Annotated in this window: 16 protein-coding genes; 2 read left to right on the top strand and 14 right to left on the bottom strand. The window is 63.1% G+C overall.

What is annotated here, in order from left to right; all coding sequences use genetic code 11:
* Position 1 precedes the first annotated feature (1 nt).
* The 4 genes from DW029_RS05410 to tmk all read right to left on the bottom strand — a co-directional run bounded on the left by DW029_RS05410 (position 2) and on the right by tmk (position 4,414).
* Positions 2-808 (bottom strand): ComF family protein, encoded by an 807-nt coding sequence (locus DW029_RS05410; RefSeq protein ID WP_233543811.1) that lies wholly within the window; start codon positions 806-808, stop codon positions 2-4.
* Positions 809-910: 102 nt separating this feature from the next.
* On the bottom strand, positions 911-2,611 hold the full coding sequence (locus tag DW029_RS05405) for a regulatory iron-sulfur-containing complex subunit RicT (protein WP_118345493.1): 1,701 nt from the start codon (positions 2,609-2,611) through the stop codon (positions 911-913).
* The gene (locus tag DW029_RS05400) at positions 2,602-3,729 is read right to left on the bottom strand and encodes an ATP-binding protein (RefSeq protein ID WP_117735508.1); all 1,128 of its coding nucleotides are present in this window, start codon (positions 3,727-3,729) and stop codon (positions 2,602-2,604) included. Before DW029_RS05400 ends, DW029_RS05405 begins: the two co-directional genes overlap by 10 nt.
* Before the next feature lies 1 nt (position 3,730).
* Positions 3,731-4,414: a dTMP kinase gene (gene tmk / locus DW029_RS05395; RefSeq protein ID WP_118345492.1), complete on the bottom strand. Its 684-nt coding sequence runs from the start codon at positions 4,412-4,414 to the stop codon at positions 3,731-3,733.
* Positions 4,415-4,627: 213 nt separating this feature from the next.
* Between tmk and DW029_RS05390 the strand changes: the two genes are divergently transcribed.
* Positions 4,628-5,611: a zinc-ribbon domain-containing protein gene (locus DW029_RS05390; protein ID WP_118345491.1), complete on the top strand. Its 984-nt coding sequence runs from the start codon at positions 4,628-4,630 to the stop codon at positions 5,609-5,611.
* A gap of 144 nt (positions 5,612-5,755) precedes the next feature.
* Here the strand turns inward: DW029_RS05390 and DW029_RS05385 are convergent, their stop codons facing one another.
* From DW029_RS05385 to DW029_RS05355, 7 genes are all read right to left on the bottom strand, one after another.
* Entirely contained in the window at positions 5,756-8,350 is a 2,595-nt protein-coding gene (locus DW029_RS05385) for a DNA topoisomerase I (RefSeq protein WP_118345490.1), read from the bottom strand.
* Between the two features lie 54 nt (positions 8,351-8,404).
* On the bottom strand, positions 8,405-9,088 hold the full coding sequence (gene hypB / locus DW029_RS05380; RefSeq protein ID WP_118345489.1) for a hydrogenase nickel incorporation protein HypB: 684 nt from the start codon (positions 9,086-9,088) through the stop codon (positions 8,405-8,407).
* 35 nt (positions 9,089-9,123) lie between these two features.
* Positions 9,124-9,480 (bottom strand): hydrogenase maturation nickel metallochaperone HypA, encoded by a 357-nt coding sequence (hypA, locus tag DW029_RS05375; RefSeq protein ID WP_117735512.1) that lies wholly within the window; start codon positions 9,478-9,480, stop codon positions 9,124-9,126.
* Between the two features lie 6 nt (positions 9,481-9,486).
* Entirely contained in the window at positions 9,487-10,278 is a 792-nt protein-coding gene (gene tatC, locus DW029_RS05370) for a twin-arginine translocase subunit TatC (RefSeq protein ID WP_022093860.1), read from the bottom strand.
* Positions 10,278-10,877: a twin-arginine translocase TatA/TatE family subunit gene (locus DW029_RS05365; RefSeq protein WP_158572618.1), complete on the bottom strand. Its 600-nt coding sequence runs from the start codon at positions 10,875-10,877 to the stop codon at positions 10,278-10,280. The genes tatC and DW029_RS05365 overlap by 1 nt, the downstream gene beginning before the upstream one ends.
* Positions 10,878-11,030: 153 nt before the next feature.
* Positions 11,031-11,345: an STAS domain-containing protein gene (locus DW029_RS05360; RefSeq protein WP_117735514.1), complete on the bottom strand. Its 315-nt coding sequence runs from the start codon at positions 11,343-11,345 to the stop codon at positions 11,031-11,033.
* A 67-nt stretch (positions 11,346-11,412) separates the two neighbouring features.
* Complete coding sequence (locus DW029_RS05355) at positions 11,413-12,717, bottom strand: aminotransferase class I/II-fold pyridoxal phosphate-dependent enzyme (RefSeq protein WP_118345487.1); 1,305 nt, start codon at positions 12,715-12,717, stop codon at positions 11,413-11,415.
* A 150-nt stretch (positions 12,718-12,867) separates the two neighbouring features.
* Between DW029_RS05355 and DW029_RS05350 the strand changes: the two genes are divergently transcribed.
* The gene (locus tag DW029_RS05350; protein WP_055251249.1) at positions 12,868-13,122 is read left to right on the top strand and encodes a hypothetical protein; all 255 of its coding nucleotides are present in this window, start codon (positions 12,868-12,870) and stop codon (positions 13,120-13,122) included.
* Between the two features lie 149 nt (positions 13,123-13,271).
* On the opposite strand, the gene nhaA is transcribed toward DW029_RS05350, so the two are convergent.
* From nhaA to DW029_RS05335, 3 genes are all read right to left on the bottom strand, one after another.
* The gene (gene nhaA, locus DW029_RS05345) at positions 13,272-14,630 is read right to left on the bottom strand and encodes a Na+/H+ antiporter NhaA (RefSeq protein WP_118345486.1); all 1,359 of its coding nucleotides are present in this window, start codon (positions 14,628-14,630) and stop codon (positions 13,272-13,274) included.
* Positions 14,631-14,894: 264 nt separating this feature from the next.
* Positions 14,895-15,818, bottom strand: a complete 924-nt coding sequence (locus DW029_RS05340) for a manganese-dependent inorganic pyrophosphatase (RefSeq protein ID WP_117763412.1) — start codon at positions 15,816-15,818, stop codon at positions 14,895-14,897.
* 165 nt (positions 15,819-15,983) lie between these two features.
* Positions 15,984-16,937 carry an ROK family protein gene (locus DW029_RS05335; RefSeq protein WP_233539392.1) on the bottom strand — a complete coding sequence of 318 codons (954 nt, stop codon included), beginning with the start codon at positions 16,935-16,937 and terminating at the stop codon, positions 15,984-15,986.
* Positions 16,938-17,155: the final 218 nt, after the last annotated feature.

The raw sequence follows: 17,155 nt of genomic DNA, 5'->3' as shown, positions 1-17,155 counted from the left end.
CCTACCAAACACGTGCGATAGCAAGGCCATCGACTGCCGCAGCGCCGGCGCGCTTGAGTTCCGCCGAAGCCGCGGCCATCGTCGCGCCCGTAGTGATAACGTCATCGATAAGCAGCAGGCGGCGGCCGTACACGTCCTCAACCGTCTCGTACATGCCTTGGGCACGCTCGCGGCGCTCCTCACGACCGAGTTCGCGCTGGTCGCCATGGCCGTACTTGACGAGGGCATCGAGCAGAGGGACACCCGACAGCTCGCAAAATGGGCGCGCAATGGCCTCCATATGATCGAAACCGCGCCGCCGAAACGCTGCCGCCGTCGCAGGCACAAACACCACCGCATCCGCACCGGACAGCACGCCTCCTAAGCGTTCGGGCGCTACGATCTGGGCATGCAGGGCGGTGTCGTAGAGCAACTCCGCCAGATACGGAGCCAGACGTCGCTCGCCCGCGTCCTTGTAAGCTTTAATGATGCGCGGCAGCGGATGCGCATAGACGGCGCACGCCAGGCAGCGGTCGAGCGCCTCCGACATTGCCGAGGACGTGCCCTCGACCGAACACTCAGTGCACAGCAAATCCCCAAACGGGGCGCCGCATCGGGTGCAGCTATGACATGGGTCGATAAGCGTGAGCGCAGCCAGGCAGTCTTGGCAAATAAGCGTACCGGCGCGCTCGCAGCCGGCACATCGTGTTGGCGACAATGCCTCAAGCGCCTCGCGTGCCGCCCGCTCGGCAAACGGTCGCAATTCGTCCGCAAACGGTAGGGCGCCGGCTCCCTGCAGACGGCTCAATATGTTCAGATGGCTCTTCAAGACACAACCCTCCCTACGTTCGGTCGCAGGGAGGGTTGTTGATTCAGCGCTATGATACCCCGATGCGCTCGGGTCAAGGCGGGCTAAATCCGCTCGCAGGCGTTATTCGCCGGCGGGCGGTTGTGGTGCAGACGAAGACGGGGTCGAGCCCTCGCCACCATCCTGGCGCGGCTTGCGGGAACGGCGACGGCGACGGCGCTTTTGACCCTGGTCGGCCGAGCCCTCGCCACCGCGATCCTCGCGCAGCTCGCGCTCGTCGCGAGCGGCGCCACGCGAAGCCTTGGCAGCCGCTCCCCCGCCATCTCCGGGACGACGGCGCGTGACCTTGACCTCGCCATCCGAGACCTGATCGGCCACGGAGGGCACTGAGGGCTTCTGTTGCGCGCCCGAGGAATGGCGACGGCGCGGACGCGGCGCGCGCTCGTCATCGTTACGTTGCTTGCCACCCTTGTCGGCAGGCGTATCGGAGGTCGAGGGGCCCTTGGAAGCGGCACCAGCCTCGCGAGCAGCTGCGGCGCGGAAGGCGTCCTCGCGCTCCTCGCTCGACAGGTGACGACGGCGACGGCGCGTGGGGTTCATGCCACCGCCGCGGTTTTGCTGCTGGGGCTGCTGAGCCTCGCGCTCGCGTGAAGCGTTCTTGCCTGCGGCTGCGGCCTCGGCGGCATCGCCCGAGCCTGCGCGCTTGCGGCGGCGACGGCCGCCGGCCGCCTCCTCGACCTCGGGTGCCTCGGCCTTGCCGCGACCCTTTCCGCGGCCACGACCCTCGCCCTGGCCTTGACCGGCGCGAGCATCGGATTCAGCATCGCGACGACGGCGCTTGGGCATCGACGTACCGGCCAGACGGTCGGCACTCGACAGACCATCACCCACGTCGACGCCGTTCTCACGGTCGAGCTCCATGAGCGCCAGGCGCATCTCAGGCGACTCGATGCGCTCGAGCACGTCGCGCGTCACGCAGTCGGGGCGACAGTTGCAGCCCTGCTCGGCGGCCTTCTTTTTGCAGCCCTCCGAGCACGTCATGTCGGCCAGATTGACCTTGAAGACCTTGCCGTTCTCCAGACGCAGCACAAGCTGCTCGCGCGGCGTGTCATATTCCTGGATGCGCGCCTTGCCGAGCGGCGTGTCGATAAGCGTCTTCTTTTTGGGCGCGCGGCTCTTAAAGTCCTTGTACGCCTCGAACTCATAGCGCAGGCAGCACATCAGGCGGCCGCAAACACCGCTAATCTTGGACGAGTTGAGCGGCAGGTCCTGCTCTTTTGCCATGCGAATCGAGACGGGCTCAAACTGTCCGCCAAAACGCGTGCAGCAGAGTTCCTGTCCGCACTGGGCATAGCCGCCCACCAGGCGGGTCTCGTCGCGCACGCCGATTTGGCGCATGTCGACGCGAATGTGCAGCGTCGAGGACAGGTCCTTGACGAGCTGGCGAAAATCGACGCGCTCCTCGGCCGCAAAGTAGAACACGGCCTTCTCGCCGCCAAACAGGTACTCGACGCCGACCGGCTTCATCTCGAGGTCGAGTTCCTTGACCAGACGGCGGAAATCAACCATGGCCTCGTCGCCCTGGATAGCCAGGTCGTCGGCAAGCTGCAGGTCGATGTCGCTCGCCACGCGCAGCACGGGTTTGAGTGGCTGACCGATCTCGTCTTGCGGCACCTCGAAGGGGTCGGCCGTGACCAGGCCAATCTCGGTTCCGCGCTCGGTCGAGCAAATGGCGTAATCGGCCTCGAGGATATCCAGATCCTGCGGATCGAACCACAGGTCGCGCGAGGCGTAGGTAAACTTAACGGGTACGACTAACGGCATTTCAGTGCCTTCCTGATATCGAACAGCATGACCTCGATGGCCAGCTGGGGAGTAACGTTTCTGGCGATGTTGCGCTCGGCGGTTGCGACCGCCTCGAGCGCCTGGGTGGCACCCGCAACATTGGTCGCGGCGGCAAGCCGACCGATCGTGTCGCGCACGTCTTCGTTCACCACGTCGGCCGCCTCATCCTGAAGCGTCAACAGCACATCGCGCATGAGCGTCCGCGCGCTCGCCAGCGCTTCCATGATACCCGAACGCTCGCGCGCGTTGAGTTCGCGCTTGTTGCGGTCCTCAAGCTGCTTCAATGCTCCACGCGACAGGTAGTCGGCGTTTTGCTCAAGCACCTTTTCCTGCGTGGACTTGACCTCGGCGAGCGGCGCCTTAACGGCGACGATGAGTGACTTGGCGAGGCTGAGCACATCAGCCTCGTCGGCGGCGATAAGCGAATCGATGGCGCGAACCATCTGGCGGCGAGCGTCCTGGCGCTCGGCGCTCTTAAGGAACTCGATGCCGCGCGTGGGGCTCCCCGCCACGGCGACCGCCATGCGACAACGCGCGAGGTCCTGGCCGGTGGCGCGGCTCACGGCCTGCGCGGCCACGGCGGGCGACACCAGCCGAAACGGCACGCACTGACAGCGGCTCACGATGGTGGGCAGCATCACGTCTGCCGAGGTGCCCAGCAAAATGAACATAACGCCCTCGGGCGGCTCCTCGAGTGTTTTGAGCAGCGCGTTGGCGGTGTTGGCGCGCAGCTGCTCGGCGCGGTCGATGATGTAGACCTTGGCCTTGGCGCGGATGGGCGCCAGCGGCACGTCATCGAGCAACTCGCGGGTCTGGGCAATGAGGTAGCCCGTGGCGCTCTCGGGCGTGTAATAGTGCACGTCGGGATGCGTATGCCGAGCAACGCGCACGCAGCTGTCGCATGCGCCGCAGCCATCCTGCTCGCACAGGAAGGCCTGGGCGAGCGCCCATGCAGCGTCGAGCTTGCCGGCGCCGGGAGCACCCAAAAACAGGTAAGCGTGCGATGCGCGGCCGCCGGCGACGGCATTGGTCAAAAAGTCGCGCACGCGCTCTTGGGTGTCGAGCTTGGCCAACAGGCTTGTCTGAGCGGGGGCCATGTTACTCGGCCTCCTGGGCAAGCGCGGCGGCAACGGCGTCTTGGGAGATATCGAGACCGTGCGCGCGGACCTGCTCGACCGTCTTCGCAAAGACTTCCTCGATGGGCGCGGTGGCGTCGATGAGCTTTACGCGGGCGGGTTCCTCGGCGGCAATGCTGCAAAATCCCTGGTAAACGCGCTCTTGGAACGCCATGCCCTTTGCCTCCATGCGATCTGCCGCGCCACGGGCGGCCATACGCAGCGCCGCCTGCTCGGGTGTGATGTGGTAGACGAGCGTGAGCGCCGGATGCGTTCCCGCGACGGCGAGGTTATTGGCATCGCGTACCATCTGGCGATCGAGGCCGTCGGCAAACGCTTGGTAGCAGGTCGTGGAATCGTAGAAGCGGTCGCACAGGACCACCTTACCGGCCGCGAGAGCGGGGGCTATGACCTCGTGCACCAGCTGGGCACGCGCAGCCTCGTAGAGCAACAGCTCGCAGGTATCGCCCATCGCCGTGTTGGCGGGGTCGAGCAGCAGGGCGCGAATCTTTTCGCTGATGGCGGTACCGCCCGGCTCGCGCAGACTCACCACCTGGTAGCCGGCAAGATCGAGCGCACGGGCAAGCAGGCGCGCCTGCGTGGACTTGCCGGCGCCGTCGACGCCCTCGAGCGTGATAAAGCTATGTTGAGCGGGCTCAAAAGCCATGGGCGCAGCCCCTTCCTACAAGGCGCGAAAATGCAAGTTATAGCAACCAAGCCATGATACCCCAGGGGCAGGCGCGCCCCAACCACCAGGCGGCAGTTAGGGACGTTCCCAAACTGCCGGCCGAAAAGGAACGTCCCCAACTGTCATGATGGGGAATTTTGGACGATGGGTATAATCGTCGTATTGCATTGAAATGTGGCGAAAGGAGTGGCAATGTCTCGGTACTGCGCCTCGTGCGGCAAGCTTCTTGCAGATAATGCCAAGTTCTGCACCTCGTGCGGTGCACCCGTTGAGCAAACAGCCGCGAGCGATAGCCAGCCCGCTTTTGAGCAGACCGGCTCCCTTGATATGCCGCAAGCCAAGGCAGACGACCCCCTCGCCTATCGCCCCGACCCCGCCGCAAGCCCCGCGGCCGTCGAGACCACGCAGCGCATACCCGTCGCGAGCGGCTCGCCCCAACAGCAGCCGACTCCCTCATACGCGCCCGCTTCGCCACAGACCCCCGCTCCCAAAAAGAGCGGCACCGGGCCGCTTATCGCCGTTATCGTTGTGCTGGTGGCGATCATCATCGCTCTGGTCATCTTCTTTGCAATCAGACCGTTCGACAACGCCGCCACGCAGACGACTGCCGAGGTAGCTAAGCTGCACCATGACGTCGACGACGATGACCTAAAGCCCCTCGGCGATCCCAACAGCCTGTACGACGATGATGACGATGATGACGAGGATGGCGGCGAAGCAACGCTCTCCGAGCAGAACCTCTACCGCCGACTGAGCGAATACTACGACCTGCTCGAAGACCTCGACAGCCAGGTCCGCGCCTGCGCGCAGGCCTTCAATGGTAGCTATCTGGAAGAAGATCGCACCGCCCGCCAAAATCTCGCCGACGTCGCCGAGCGCACGGAGGACACCATCGAGCAGTATTACGACATCGTCGAGGATCTGGACGTCCCGACGAGCTCCAGGAACTACAGCTCCTGGAAGGACATCGTTGCCCTGTACGACGACCTGGATCACCGCATCGACGCAATCTGTGATGCCTGGGAGATCAGCCTGAAATACGCCAAGCCTGCGGACCATAAGAATGAGATCGTGGCGCCGCTGTCACACGACAACGTGGCGGGCACCAATGACAATAAGTACCGCCTAGACTTTGAGGAGCGCTATCCCGGCGCCAAACCCGTCGAAGTGAACTAGAGCTTTGTCGTTCCCGAGTCGGCAGTTAGGGACGTTCCTAAACTGCCGGCAGAAAAGGAACGTCCCTAACTGCCGGATAAATAACGAGCGAGGATCATGAGACCCTCGCTCGTTTTTGGTTTGGGTAATGTTTCGGCTGCACCGCTACTTGTCGGTAGCTGGCTTCTTGGTGGTCGTCTTTTTCGCGGCAGCCTTCTTGGCAGTCGACTTCTTGGCGGTCGAAGTCTTCTTTGCTGCCGTGGTCTTCTTTGCCGTGCTCGCCTTGGTCGCAGTCTTGCGGCCGCGGGCGGGCTTCTTCTCCTTGGTCGGGCAGTCCATGTTCACGCAGATGCGCCACGGGCCGCGCGCCGTGTTGACCACCACGATGGGAGCGCCGCACTCGGGGCAGGTCTCGCCCGTCGCCTCAAGCTTGCCACGCGCCGGCAGCGGATAGCTCACGCCACAGTCGTCGTAGTTGGTGCAGCGGATAAAGCGCTTGCCGCTTTTCTCGCTCTTGTGCGCAATCAGGTCGCCGTGACGCCCGGCCTCCGCGCACACCTTGCACTCGCCCACCTTAAGGTCGGGCTCGTAGTTGGTGGGACACGTCGGATTCACGCAAATCTCGAAGGCCTTCTGGCGGAACGGCTGACACTTAATGCGCGGCGCACCGCACTCGGGGCACACGGCGGCCTCGCCCTCGAGCGGACTCACCTTGACGCCACTCGGCACCGGATAGGTCACGTCGCAGTCGGGCCATCCCATGCAGCCGATAAAGCTGCCGCGAGTCTTGGCACTCGTCTTCATAACCAGGTCCTTGCCACACTTGGGGCAGGCGCCCACGCGCGCATCAGCCGTGACGGCGTCGCTGATGGCGTCGCCCAGCTCCTGCGTATGCTTGAGCAGCTCGTCGAGCACGCCGGCCAGCAGCGCGCGCGAGTGCGTCACGACATGCTCTTCGGTGTCCTCGCCGCGCTCCACGCGGGTCATGTCGCCGTCGAGCTCGCTGGTCATATCGGGGCTCGTGATGCGCGGGGCGAACTGCGACAGCGCATCGATGATGGCGATGCCCAGCTGGCTCGGCTCCACGGGATCGTTTTTGAGGTAGCGCACGGCGTACAGGCGCTCGATGATGCTCGCACGCGTGGACTTGGTGCCCAGGCCGCGCTTCTCCATCTCCTGTACGAGCTTGCCCTGGCTGTAGCGCGCGGGCGGCTCGGTCTGCTTGGCCTCGAGCTTAATGTCGAACACGTCGACCGTATCGCCCTGCTCCAGCGGCGGCATCTGCTCGTCGCGCTTGAGTCCATACGGGTACGCCTCGCGGAAACCCGGGGTCACGAGCACATCGCCCGAAGCCACGAACGGCTCGCCGTTCACATCGAGCTCGAGCTTGGTGTTCTCGATGGTCGCGGGACCCATGAGCGTCGCCAGGAAACGGCGGGCGATGAGGTCGTAGAGTTTGCGCTGCCCGCCGTCGAGCGTGGACGGGTCGCCTTCGCCCGTAGGATAGATTGGCGGGTGGTCGGTGGTCTCGACCTTGCCACGCGTGGGCTTCATAGGTCCGGCAAGCACCTTTTTGCACACAGGCGCCAGCGCCGGGTTGATCTTTGCCAGATCGCTCACCACAGCACCCAAATCGAGCGTCGCGGGGTACACGGTATTGTCGACGCGCGGGTAGCTGATGAGGCCCGCCATGTAGAGGGACTCGGCGATGCGCATGGTACGCGCAGGCGAGATGCCCTCGGCCGCAGCGGCAGCCTGTAGCGAGGTCGTAGCGAACGGCGTGGGCGGCTGCTGCTTGCGCGAGCGCTTGGTCACCGCGGCGACGGTCGCCGTCTTGACGCCGTCGACGTGACCATACGCCGTCTCGGCAGCATCCTTGTCGGTAAAGCGCGCTGTCTTGTGCGCGATCTTAAAGCGATCGTCCTCGGCAGTGCCCTGCGCGGCACCCATGCCGCGAATCTGCCAATAGTCCTCGGGCACAAACGCCATGCGCTCGCGCTCGCGCTCAACCACCAGGGCAAGCGTCGGTGTCTGCACGCGGCCGGCGGAGCGCACGTTACCAAAGCCGCCAAACTTGGCGAGCGTCAGATAGCGCGTGAGCACCGCGCCCCAGATGAGGTCGATGTGCTGACGGCTCTCGCCAGCGTCGGCCAGATTCTGGTCGAGCGTGACGAGATTATCGAAGGCGTGCGTGATCTCGGCCTTGGTAAACGAAGAGTACTGGGCGCGGGCAACCGGCAAGTCGGGCGCAACCTCGCGCACCTTGTTGAGGGCGTCCGAACCGATCAGCTCGCCCTCGCGATCGAAGTCCGTGGCGATGATGACACTGTCGGACTTCTTAGCCAGGTTCTTGAGCGAGCGAATGAGTTCCTTCTCTGCCGGCAGTTTAATGACCGGTGCCCACGTGAGGTAGGGCAGGCTCTCGAGCTTCCAGCCCTTAATGGAGATACCGTCGGCAAGGAACGGCTTGCGCTTGGTGTCGTAGGGCGGACGGGCCAGGCCGTCGGGCATGTCGGCCGGCAGCATCTCGCCGTCCTCGGTCACCGAATACCAACCCAGCTTTTTATCGAACAGCACGCTGTCGCAAAAATCGGGCGCCAGGATGTGACCGGCAAGGCCGATGGTCACGCACTCCTCGCCCTTCCACTCAAAACGGTAGATGGCGGTGTTGTACACCTTGTCCTTTTTTGGTTTGCCCGTGGACAGACGCTCGGCAATCTGACGTGCGGCGTCGTTTTTCTCGGCGATGATGAGCTTCAAAAGAGGCTCCTATCTCGTGTCTCTGCGGCTACGCCCACCTGTATGGCGGCCGATTTACGCCCTTGCTTGCTCAATCTGCCCGATGAGCCAATCGCACCAGGCATCCATGCCCTCGCCCTTGCGCGCGCTCACGGCAAACCGCGGCGCTTGCGGATTGAGGTCATCGAGTGTCTTAGTATACCTATCCATGTCAAAATCGAAAGCCGGGGCCACGTCGACCTTGTTGAGCAACTGTGCGCCGGCGTGCTGGAAGATACCCGGGTACTTAATGGGTTTGTCGTCACCCTCGGGCACCGAGAGAATCATGATGGACAGGTTCTCGCCCAGGTCAAAGTCGACCGGACACACCAGGTTGCCCACGTTTTCGATAAAGATGACATCGATGTTTTGAAGGCCCACCGCTTGGTCGAACGCGTCAACGGCCTCCATGATCATGTTGCCCTCAAGATGGCACAGGCCACCGGTGTTGATCTGGATGGCGGGCATGCCGGCTTCCTTCATGGTGATGGCGTCGACGTCCGAGGCGATATCGCCCTCGATGACGGCACAGCGCAGGCCGGCTTTGTCACGCAGGCGCTCGTTGGTGCCCAGGATCGTGGTGGTCTTGCCCGAACCGGGGCTCGACAGCACATTGATCACATAGGTGCCTGCCTCATTAAATCGCTGACGCAGCTGGTCTGCCAGACGCTCGTTGCGCGACAGGATCGGCGATGCGATATCAATCGTTTTCTCGGCCATACTCGGCACTCCTTACTTCTGCCATTTGGTGACGGCTAATCGTCGGGGGTTTCGATTTCGATACTTGCGATGTCGAGTTCGCGGCCGTGCAGTAGGCGCACGTTGGCACCACCACACTGGGGACAGCGACAGTGGAAGCGATCGTGGTCGAAGACGTCGCCGCAGTCCAGGCACTCGCTTTGTGGATGGACTTCCTCCACGGAAAGCTCGCAGCCTCGCGTGAGCGGGTCCTCGTCGCGAAACGTCTCCCACGCAAAGTCGAGCGCCTCGCGCACCACCTCGGTCATATCCCCGATACGCAGCGTTACCAAAACGGCGCGCGAGGCCCCCGCCCCACGCGCCGCGCGAATCACTGTATCGAGTATGCCGTTGACAATGCCAACCTCGTGCATACCGATTTACTCCTCGTCGTCCTCGTCGTCCGAGAACAGGTCCAGACGGCTCACGAACAGGCCCTCCTTGCCCTCGCGCGCAGTAATGACCACGCGAGCGATGGCGAGCGAAATCTCGTAGAGCGAAAGCAGGGCACCGTACATAAGGCCCAGCGTGACGGGCGAGCCGTCGGGCGTGATCACAGCCGAGCCCACGAGCAGGCCCACGTACACGTAGCGCCAGGCGCCGCGGAAAGCCGCGTAGGACACGATGTGGAAAACGGACAGGTAGAAAATGATGAGCGGCAGCTCAAACGCCACACCAAAGCCGATCATAAAGAGCAGCTCCATGTTGACGTAGTTCTCCAGATCGGGCAGCGCAGTTGCGACGGCAGAGGTCTCGCCGATGAGCCACTCAAAGCCCGCAGGAATGATGATGAAGTAGCAGAAGATGGCACCCAGGAAGAACAGCACCGTCGAAGCGAGCACCGTGGGCACGACCCACTTGCGCTCGTTGGGGCGAAGCGCCGGCAGGAAGAACGCCAAGATCTGCCAGATGATCATGGGCGTGCACATGACAACGGCCATCTTGATGGCCAGCGAGAAGCGCAGGCCAAAGCCGCCGAGCGTGGTGGTGATGTAGAACTTACCGTCCGGCACAAACGAGCGGATGGGGTCTTCCAGGATATCGAGCACCACGGGCGTGGCGAAATACAGCACGATGGCGGCGGCAAACACCGATACGACCACGATGGTCAGGCGGCGACGGAGCTCTCCCAGGTGATCGAAGAGCGGCATGCGCGCAGGTCCGATAGGCATTACTCATCGCCTCCCTTCGGGGCGTCGGCGGCAGCGGCTTCGTCCTCGACCTCAAGCTCACGAGCGAGCTGGTCGACGACGGCCTTGCGCTTGCGGGGACGACGGGCGTAGAGGTCGGCCGTCGTGGGCTCTGCCGGCTCGGGCTCGGGCTCTGCGGCAGGCTCGGGCTCGACGGCGGCAGTGGCAGCATCGGCAGCGGACACAGCAGCGGCGGGCCCAGCGCCCTCGGCCTCCGTCTCCTCGGCAGCAGCCTCGCCCTCAGCAGCACCCTCACTCGCGGCCTTCTCGGCGGCAAGGCGGGCGCGACGCTCGGCAAAGGTCTCCTTCTTTGCGGGCGCGGCCGTCTCGACGGCATCAGCGTCAGCATCGGAATCGTCATCGACAGCGGCCTTCTTGGGCTTGACCGGCGCCGAAGCGGCCTCACTTACCGGATCGATAATCTCGGACTGAACAACTGCCGTCATCTTTTCCTGCGTCTCGCGGAACTGACGGATGGCACGGCCGATCGTGCGGCCCATCTGCGGGAGCTTATCCGGGCCAAACAGCAAAAAGCCGAAGACCACGATGATTGCCAGCTCACCCTCTCCAATACCAAACACACATACCTCCAAGGCTCGATGTGAGTCGAGCCCGCACCGCGCCATTCGGCCGGAACTCGTCTATTCATTCGGTCAAGTATAGCGCCCGGACGCCAAAACGTTCGAGCGCATCACAAACATATGCCAAACGGCACGCCCCTTTTGGGACAGGGCTTATGCGGCCGTGATCGAAATCTCCTGGTCGACACCCAGCAGCTGAACCACGCGCATCACCGGGGGTTGCACGTTGGCGCAGCTAAAACGCTTGCCATGATCGGCTGCGTGGTGCGCGGCGCCCACAAGCACGCCAATGCCCGTCGAGTCGATATAGCTCACCTGGGCAAAGTCGAGCTCAACGGCCTCGGTGGGCTGCTCAAGCGCCAAGTCGATGGCGTTACGCAAACTGTCGGCGTTAGAGATATCGATTTCGCCGGTCACCTTAATGGTGTAGAGCTCCGGCGTGGGGTTGGTGGAAATACCCAAATCCATGTATACGCTCCTTTGCGTATCGAAAGTGCGGAAAAGTACGCGACGCGGACTTGCAGAGCTCTGCGCGCTAGGCGCGCTCGGCACGCGCGATCTCGGCAGCGACGAGCTTGACGGCCAGCACCAGTACGTCGAGCGCGGCCTCCAGGTCCTCGACCGTGGGATAGCTCGGCGCGATGCGGATGTTGGTGTCGCGCGGGTCCTTGCCATAGGGCCAGGTGGCACCAGCCGGCGTGAGCTTGACGCCCAGATCGGCACAAAGCGCGGCGACCTTTTGGGCCGAGCCCTCAGGACCATCGAAGCTCACAAAGTAGCCGCCGCGGGGATGCGTCCAAGTGGCGCAACCCGTGTTGCCCAGACCCTCGGTGAGCTTGCGCTCAACGGCCTCAAAGCGCGGGCGCAAAAACTCGGCATGCTTTTTCATATGCTCCTTGACCGCCTCAATGGTGGGAAGGAAACGCACGTGACGCAGCTGGTTGAGCTTGTCGGCGCTGATCAAGCCGGCCTTGAGGCGCTTGGAGAACTCCGCGATGACCGCAGGGCTCGCGCCGATAAAACCGATACCGGCGCCCGGGAAGGTGATCTTGGACGTCGAGGCAAAGGCCACCACGCGGTCCTCAGTGCCCGCCGCGCGAGCGAGGTCAAAGATATTGGCAAGCTCGTCGGTCTCGTCGTACAGGTCGTGCACGCAGTAGGCGTTGTCCCAGAAGATGCGAAAATCGGGCGCGGCCGTGGGCATCTCGACCAGGCGGCGCACGGTGTCCTCGCTAAAGGTGATGCCCGTGGGGTTGGAATACTTGGGCACGCACCAAATACCCTTGATGGAATCGTCGGCGGCAACGAGGCGCTCGATCTCGTCCATGTCGGGGCCGGCCTCGGTCATCGCAACGGGGACGTTCTCGATGCCCAAGTCGGCGGTGATGCCAAAGTGGCGATCGTAGCCGGGAACGGGGCACAGAAACTTGACCTTCTTGCCGTCGTGCGCGGCCTCGTAGGCATCCCAGGGCTCGCTGCCGCACGAACCACAGCGCCAGAACATGCCGGCGATGTCGTGCTCGATCAAAAGGCTCGACGAACCCAGCACGAGCGTCTGCTCGGCGGGGCAGCCCAGGAACTCCCCTGCCAACTTGCGTGCCGAGGGAATGCCCTCGAAGCAGCCGTAGTTGGAGCAGTCGACGTTGCCGTCGTGCAGATCGGCCTCGGCATTGAGGATATCGAGCATGGGGCGCGAGATGTCCACCTGGGAGGGCGACGGCTTGCCGCGGGCCATGTCGAGCGCCAGGCCCTTGGCCTTGACCTCGGCGACCTCGGCTTTGAGCGCCTCGATGGCGGCATCGAGTTCGGTGGTTTCCATCTTCTGGTAGATCGTCTGCATGGGTGCGACCTTTCGCGAAGCGGGACGTTGCAGTTCGTCTAAGTATAGACCGCCACCGCCGCAACGGTATGAAGCCGTGATAGATTAAGTTCATCGCAATGAATTACGACATCGCCGCACATGCCGGCGTGGGGCGCCTAAGGAGGCATTATGGAATACGGTTCGTTTAGGGCTGAGGAATTCGGCGACCTGCAGCGCCTGATCGACGGGCTGTTTTACGACCGCCACGCCATCGACCGCCTGGACCTAATCGTGCAGGCCGAAATCTTGGACCTAGCGCCCGACCTTATGGAGATCGTGAACCTTTTGCCGCCCGGCTATTACGACCGCCAGTCACTTTGCGACCAGCTGAACTCCGCCTTAGCCGCCCACGGCTGGGGCGCCGTCTACGGCACCGTGGAATAGAACCACTCATTGGGGACAGACTTAAATGAGTAGTCCCAACCTGCCGGCACTTGGGCAGTCATTTAAGTCTGTCCCCAACGACTACCCAGTGACTAAAACGCCGCCTGTGATGGTATTCACAGGCGGCGTTTTCAAACTTGTATGTGCTCTTACTCGTCCTTGGGCGCAGGGTGTTTGCAGACCACGCTCATGTAGATCATGCCCAGCACCGCGGCGGTAACGGATCCGGCAAGAATGGCGGCCTTTGCGGCCAGGACCTCAAACTCGGCCGTCGGGAAGGCAAGGCCGCTGATGAGAATCGACATGGTAAAGCCAATGCCGCCCAGAATGCCCACGCCGGCAATCATGTGCCAGTTAACGTTGCGCGGCAGCTCGGAAATCTTGAGCTTAACCAGGGCAAACGTCATGCCAAAGATGCCGATCGGTTTGCCCAGCAGCATGCCAAAATACACGCCGAGCGTCACCGGGTCGGTCAGCAGCGTGCCCATATCCACGCCCACCAGGCGAACCTGCGCGTTGACAAATGCAAAGATCGGCAGGATCACAAAGTTGACCGGCGTGGAGATCAGACGCTCCATGCGGATGAGCGGCGGGGTCACGCGGTGCATGACGCGCTCGACCTTGGTGGTCGAGACGGTAAAGTCGTGCTGACCCAGGATGTGCGCCTCGTCGTCGTAGCGGTCGTCGAGCAACGGTAGGCACTCGCCCAGCCAGTCGGTAAGGCTATCGAGCTTGACGCCGCACTTGGCCGGGATGGTAAAGGCCAAGATGACGCCAGCAAGCGTAGCATGCACGCCGCTCTTGAACATGCAGAACCACAGCAGCAGACCCAGCACCGAATACGGGGCAAGGCGGTAGTGCTGCGTCTTGTTGAGCCACACGAGCGCGCAGGTCACAACCGCAGCGGCGCCCAGCCAAAACGTGCTGGGGCTCTGGCCGTAGAAGATGGCGATAGCGGCGATGGAGATCAGGTCGTCGGCAATGGCGAGCGTCGAGAAGAACACGCGCACGCCGTTGGGCACGCGGTTACCCAAAAGCGATAGCACGCCCAGCGCAAAGGCGATATCGGTTGCCATGGGAATAGCCCAGCCGTTGTGCGCGCCGGCATGGTTAAAGATCAGGTAGATGCAGGCGGGAACGACGACGCCGCCCACGGCCGCCAGCATGGGAAGCATGGCCTGACGCGGATTCTTGAGCTCGCCGACCGTCATCTCGTACTTAAGCTCGATGCCCACCAGCAAAAAGAAGATCGCCATGAGAAAGTCGTTGACAAAGACCTCGACGGTAAGGCCAGCCGTAAGGCTGCCAAGACCCACATACAGCGGGGTCTCCAAAAAGTGATGAATAGCCTCGTAGGCATCGGTGTTGGCGCAGATGACCGCGGCGATGGCTGCGATCACCATGACGGCGGCGGAAATCGTGCCGTTCTCGGCAATGCGCTCCCAAATGTCGTGACGCTCAAAACGCTTGCGCTCACGGGTGTTGAACAGCTGCTCGGGTGCTGCCATGGGCGGCTCCTTTCACGGGAAGGCTCCCGTCTTAAAAAAGCACGGCCCGCCCAAATGGCGGCGCCGCGCTCCAACGTATTACGCTTGCATCTAGCCTACCCTGCGCGACAAGCGCGCGAGCGCGGCCGAAAAGCGGAACCACAGGTTGAACATTATTTGTTCAACGGCACGGGCGCCCCTGTCCAATAGGCGACGTGGTCCCGCGCACAAAAAACGACCGGAGCGCGGAGCATCCGCGATCCGTGTGTGAGCAGGTTGCAAAACCTAGCAGGCGGCCATGATGGGAGCAGCGACCTGCTTCTTGCGGGAGAGGACTCCCGGCATCCAAACGCCGTCGTGCTCGTCGGCAATGCCCAGGCCCTTCTGAGCGGCCTCGGTCTCGCCCTCGAGCAGAACCTGCGAGCCCTCCTCCATGATGTCGGTGATGCACAGGACGATGCCGTCGGCGCCCTTCTCGGCGGCGTAGGCGCGCATGGCCTCGCGGATCTCGTCAATCATGCCAAGCGCACGGCTCTTGTCGACGGTCTCGTACTGGCCGATGAGCAGCTTCTTGCCGGCGGGCTCGAACATCTTGATGTCGTTGCCGACCATCTCGGCTGCGGTGAAGGAGCCGGACGGACGGGTGAGGAAGACCTCCATGCCGAACTTGACCGGGTCGACGCCCACCTGCTCGCCGAGCTTGGCGGCGACGGCGCGGTCGAGATCGGTGGTGGTGGGGCTCTTGAGCATGAGCGTATCGGTCATCATGGCCGAGAGCAGCAGTTTGGCCTGAACGTCGGAAAGCTCGACGCCGAGCACGCCGGCGAGCTTGGTGACGATGGTACAGCTGGAGCCCCAGGGCAGGCAGATGTAGTGCAGCGGGCCGGCGGTCTCGAAGTCGCCGATGCGGTGATGGTCGACGACGCCAAAGACCGTGGCGTCCTTAAGGCCGGCGACGGACTGGGCAGACTCGTTGTGGTCGGTGAGGACGACGAGCTGGCCGGCCTCGACGGAATCGATCACGCGGGGCTCGGCAATGCCGGCGTCGGCGAGCAGCTTGGCGGACTCGGCCGGAAGCTGGCCCAGTGCGCAGGCCTCGTAGGTGTTGCCGGCATACTCAACCTGGTTGAGCAGCTGGGACAGGACGACGGCGCTCATGATGGCGTCGTTATCGGGATTCTGGTGACCAAAGACAAGAACGTTTGCCATGGAAATCCTCCACTTGATATGTGTACTTGGACGTAGCTATGGTAGCACGCTGACGCCGAACCCTATGAGATGGAAGGGCCGCAGCACAAATTGGGGCAGGCGCTGGGGCAAAGTCTGCCCCCTCTGCACCATGTGGTGCAAACTAACCTGCCCCCCTTGCGCCAGCTATTTGCCGGCGGCGCGCAGGGCTACGTAGGCGGCACCGATGATGCCGGCGTCGTTGCCGAGCGAGGCGACCTCGATGGGCGTCTCGCGCGAGGCGGATAGCGCATAGTGCTGGAAGTGTTCGCGAACCGCGTCGAGGTAGACGTCGGCCGAGGCGGAGGCGCCACCGCCGATCAGGAACATCTCGGGGTCGACCACGTTGGCGATAAGCGCCAGAGCGCGACCGAGATAGTCGGCCATGGTATCGGCCGCGGCCAGCGCAAGCTTGTCGCCCTCGCGACAGGCCTGGAACACGTCCTTGGAATCGGAGGGGCCGGTGAGCTCGATGGGCCCGACGCCCGCCTTCTCGCACTCGGCAAGGTAGTTGCTCACCACGCCGGTGGCGCTGGAATACTGCTCCAGGTGGCCATGGCCGCCGCAGCCGCAGGTGCGCTCCTCGGCAGGATTCAGGCACATATGGCCGATCTCGCCGCCGGCGCCCACAACGCCCGATACCACATCGCCGTTGACGATAACGCCACCGCCCACGCCGGTACCGATGGTGACCATCACCACGTTCTGCACGCCCTTGGCAGAGCCGAGCCAAGCCTCGCCCATAGCAGCGGCGTTGGCATCGTTTTCGTACTTAACGACCGCGTCGGGGCAGTGCTCCTGAATGGCGATCTTAAGCTCGGGCAGGTTAATGGCAATGTTGGCCTTGACCTTGGCGTCGCCCGAAGCCGGGATGGGGCACGGAACGGCCAGGCCAATGCCCGCCACAAAGGCGCGCGGAATCTGTGCCTTGGCGACCACTTGGTCGATGGCCTCGGTCACCGCGGCAAAGCCCGCAGCGTCAACGATGGGAGGCGTGGGCACGCTGGCCTTGGCAAGCAGGTTGCCGTCCTCGTCGAACAGGCCCTCCTTAACCGAAGTGCCGCCGACGTCAATGCCGATGTAGTACTGCTTAGGTTCCATGGGAGCCCACCTTTCTCGTTTAAACATTGCCAGTATGGTACCGCTCCCAAGGCAAAAACCTGCCAAAAAGGGACAGGTTTGTTTTGGCAGGTTTTATCTGGGAAAACGCGAATGTCCGCTCAGCAGGCCGCGAAAGGCCTTCGCCAAAAACAACAAGCGCCGAGAGGCGGAGGCTCCCGGCGCCCGTGAAAGGGACTGTATTGTCTGTTGGATTGCAC

The sequence above is a fragment of the Collinsella sp. AF38-3AC genome (assembly GCF_003474365.1).
Taxonomy (GTDB): Bacteria; Actinomycetota; Coriobacteriia; order Coriobacteriales; family Coriobacteriaceae; genus Collinsella.
The sequence above is the reverse complement of the archived record's forward strand: the minus strand, read 5'-3'. Positions and strand labels throughout refer to the sequence as shown.

What these genes read in the sequence shown, in the direction of transcription:
- DW029_RS05405 (WP_118345493.1), bottom strand. Translation starts at nt 2,611, where the DNA reads ATGCCGTTAGTCGTACCCGTTAAGTTTACCTACGCCTCGCGCGACCTG.
- DW029_RS05400 (WP_117735508.1), bottom strand. Translation starts at nt 3,729, where the DNA reads ATGGCCCCCGCTCAGACAAGCCTGTTGGCCAAGCTCGACACCCAAGAG.
- tmk (WP_118345492.1), bottom strand. Translation starts at nt 4,414, where the DNA reads ATGGCTTTTGAGCCCGCTCAACATAGCTTTATCACGCTCGAGGGCGTC.
- DW029_RS05390 (WP_118345491.1), top strand. Translation starts at nt 4,628, where the DNA reads ATGTCTCGGTACTGCGCCTCGTGCGGCAAGCTTCTTGCAGATAATGCC.
- hypB (WP_118345489.1), bottom strand. Translation starts at nt 9,088, where the DNA reads ATGGCCGAGAAAACGATTGATATCGCATCGCCGATCCTGTCGCGCAAC.
- hypA (WP_117735512.1), bottom strand. Translation starts at nt 9,480, where the DNA reads ATGCACGAGGTTGGCATTGTCAACGGCATACTCGATACAGTGATTCGC.
- tatC (WP_022093860.1), bottom strand. Translation starts at nt 10,278, where the DNA reads ATGCCTATCGGACCTGCGCGCATGCCGCTCTTCGATCACCTGGGAGAG.
- DW029_RS05360 (WP_117735514.1), bottom strand. Translation starts at nt 11,345, where the DNA reads ATGGATTTGGGTATTTCCACCAACCCCACGCCGGAGCTCTACACCATT.
- DW029_RS05355 (WP_118345487.1), bottom strand. Translation starts at nt 12,717, where the DNA reads ATGCAGACGATCTACCAGAAGATGGAAACCACCGAACTCGATGCCGCC.
- DW029_RS05350 (WP_055251249.1), top strand. Translation starts at nt 12,868, where the DNA reads ATGGAATACGGTTCGTTTAGGGCTGAGGAATTCGGCGACCTGCAGCGC.
- nhaA (WP_118345486.1), bottom strand. Translation starts at nt 14,630, where the DNA reads ATGGCAGCACCCGAGCAGCTGTTCAACACCCGTGAGCGCAAGCGTTTT.
- DW029_RS05340 (WP_117763412.1), bottom strand. Translation starts at nt 15,818, where the DNA reads ATGGCAAACGTTCTTGTCTTTGGTCACCAGAATCCCGATAACGACGCC.
- DW029_RS05335 (WP_233539392.1), bottom strand. Translation starts at nt 16,937, where the DNA reads ATGGAACCTAAGCAGTACTACATCGGCATTGACGTCGGCGGCACTTCG.